The organism is Natroniella acetigena, from assembly GCF_023227745.1.
GTDB classification, from domain to species: domain Bacteria; phylum Bacillota; class Halanaerobiia; order Halobacteroidales; family Halobacteroidaceae; genus Natroniella; species Natroniella acetigena.
Genome location: NZ_JALKBX010000111.1, coordinates 1 through 1,515, shown reverse-complemented (window position 1 = coordinate 1,515; position 1,515 = coordinate 1). Strand labels below are relative to the sequence as shown.

The 1,515-nt window shown below is 30.8% G+C and carries 2 protein-coding genes; both read right to left on the bottom strand.

Going from position 1 to position 1,515, the window contains the following annotated elements:
- Positions 1–186 precede the first annotated feature (186 nt).
- Positions 187–597, bottom strand: coding sequence for a type VII toxin-antitoxin system HepT family RNase toxin (gene hepT / locus MWH25_RS12745; RefSeq protein ID WP_248628030.1), 411 nt, complete (start codon positions 595–597; stop codon positions 187–189).
- Between the two features lie 8 nt (positions 598–605).
- Complete coding sequence (mntA, locus tag MWH25_RS12740; RefSeq protein ID WP_248628029.1) at positions 606–1,004, bottom strand: type VII toxin-antitoxin system MntA family adenylyltransferase antitoxin; 399 nt, start codon at positions 1,002–1,004, stop codon at positions 606–608.
- Between the last annotated feature and the right edge of the window lie 511 nt (positions 1,005–1,515).

Here is a 1,515-nt window from a genome sequence, read left to right as displayed (position 1 = left end):
TTTATTTCTCTTCTAACAAACTTCAAAAGCAATTTCGAGCGGGCCAAAGAACAGCCCTTCCTCGACTAACCTTTTTTTACTGAACTTAGCTTTTACTCAGCCTCAACCTTAGACTTGGACTTAGTCCTTTCTTGCTTCGTTCAGACAAAATTTCCTTCGAATCCCAAACCTTTAAATTCTATTTTCTTAACCTAAATAATTATTTACTTCTTTAAGATATCTGACATAGTAATCAGACACCTTATCCAAACTTTGATAAACTATCTTGTCATCAACTTCTTCATATTCATGAACAAGTCTATTTCTTAAGCCAGTACTGGGAGCAATATCATAAGCAAAGCTTTCTTCTAAAACACCTATTTCAATTAATTTAATAAAAGAACTGTAATAATCACTAGCTGGATATTCGCCTTCTTGTTTGATAATAATATTGTTAATATCTAAAGCTAAATCTATAACTAATTGGACCAATCTCTCTAAAGCATATTTTATTTGCTTGTTATTAATATACTTAGAATAGCTTTGGGGTTTATATTTTTTGATCTCTTGTAAGTACTCTTCCATCTTAATCATCTTATCCACAATTGAAGTCTTCATTTTATCACCTACAGATTTTTAATTTTTTCATTTAAAACTTCTTCTCTCATCTCTCTTAAATGCTTGGTATCAGCAAAGACTCGAGAGGCATATAGTTGAAATTGTAAAAAGTCATCTTCCCTTTCAAAAAGCACTCTACCTTTTTTAGCAACCTCAAATTTCAAAGCTGGCGTTGCTTTTTTAAGATTAACCAAATCAATATTCCCATATTGATAGAAATTAATTAGATTGTGCAACAGTTGAAGCTCCTGGTCTTTGGTTAATAGATCTTTACTCAAATAGGCTAAGTCTAAGTCACTTTTTTCAGTCATGAATCGAGTTCCATAAGAGCCAAAGACTACTAACAATTTTATATTATATTTAGCTATAATTTCGGTTGGTTGTTTTAATTCAACTTCTAAACTCATTCTGATACCCCCTTTTTGTTATTATACCCTAATTTTAGCTTCAGATTAAGGTTAAACTCAAGTAAATTTAAAACTTTAGATCAAAATCATGTTACGGAAAGGCTAACAACCAGCCTTCTTCCGTGTTACTTTTAACTTGATTAAAAAGTAACCAAAAGATCAAGAAGAAATTAAAAAACTTGAAATAGAATAAGATCAGGCATGGAACATCATATTATCCGTACTATCAAAAGTTACAGGATATTGATATAAAATTCAACTTTATATCAGCAAACTTCAAAAATAATTTCGAGCGGGCCAACGACCAACCCTTCCTCGACTAACCTTTTTTAACTGAACTTAGCTTTTACTCAACCTTAGACTTGGACTTAGTCCTTTTTGCTTCGTTCAGACAAAATTTCTTCTAAGTTAAAACCTTAAAAATAAAAAAGAGCAGATCAACAACAAGTTGACCTACTCCTAGTTTAAATATTCTTCTAATTCTTTTACCTTTTCCATTTCAAATAATTTA